The 841-nt window shown below is 48.5% G+C and carries 2 tRNA genes and 2 rRNA genes; all 4 read left to right on the forward strand.

Annotated features, from left to right (window positions below):
* Positions 1 to 66, forward strand: a 16S ribosomal RNA gene (locus L6D63_RS28385); the annotation flags it as partial.
* Positions 67 to 147: 81 nt separating this feature from the next.
* Positions 148 to 224, forward strand: a tRNA-Ile gene (locus L6D63_RS28390).
* Positions 225 to 252: 28 nt separating this feature from the next.
* Positions 253 to 328: transfer RNA gene (locus L6D63_RS28395), tRNA-Ala, on the forward strand.
* 247 nt (positions 329 to 575) lie between these two features.
* Positions 576 to 841, forward strand: a 23S ribosomal RNA gene (locus tag L6D63_RS28400); the annotation flags it as partial.

Raw genomic sequence — 841 nt, forward strand, 5'->3', positions numbered from 1 at the left:
TTCATGACTGGGGTGAAGTCGTAACAAGGTAGCCGTAGGGGAACCTGCGGCTGGATCACCTCCTTAATCGACGACATCAGCTGCTCCATAAGTTCCCACACGAATTGCTTGATTCATTGAAGAAGACGATAGAAGCAGCCCGAAATTGGGTCTGTAGCTCAGTTGGTTAGAGCGCACCCCTGATAAGGGTGAGGTCGGCAGTTCGAATCTGCCCAGACCCACCAATTTTTGTGTGGGAACCTGTAGAAATACGGGGCCATAGCTCAGCTGGGAGAGCGCCTGCCTTGCACGCAGGAGGTCAGCGGTTCGATCCCGCTTGGCTCCACCACCACTGCTTCTGAAGTTTGAAAGCTTAGAAATGAGCATTCCATCGCTGTGATGGTGAATGCTGATTTCTAGTCTTTTGATTAGATCGTTCTTTAAAAATTTGGGTATGTGATAGAAAGATAGACTGAACGTTACTTTCACTGGTAACGGATCAGGCTAAGGTAAAATTTGTGAGTGACTCTTAAGAGTTTTGCGAATTTTCGGCGAATGTCGTCTTCACAGTATAACCAGATTGCTTGGGGTTATATGGTCAAGTGAAGAAGCGCATACGGTGGATGCCTTGGCAGTCAGAGGCGATGAAAGACGTGGTAGCCTGCGAAAAGCTTCGGGGAGTCGGCAAACAGACTTTGATCCGGAGATGTCTGAATGGGGGAACCCAGCCATCACAAGATGGTTATCTTGTACTGAATACATAGGTGCAAGAGGCGAACCAGGGGAACTGAAACATCTAAGTACCCTGAGGAAAAGAAATCAACCGAGATTCCCTTAGTAGTGGCGAGCGAACGGGGACTAG

This window comes from Pseudomonas parakoreensis (assembly GCF_021602155.1).
Classification (GTDB): Bacteria; Pseudomonadota; Gammaproteobacteria; order Pseudomonadales; family Pseudomonadaceae; genus Aquipseudomonas; species Aquipseudomonas parakoreensis.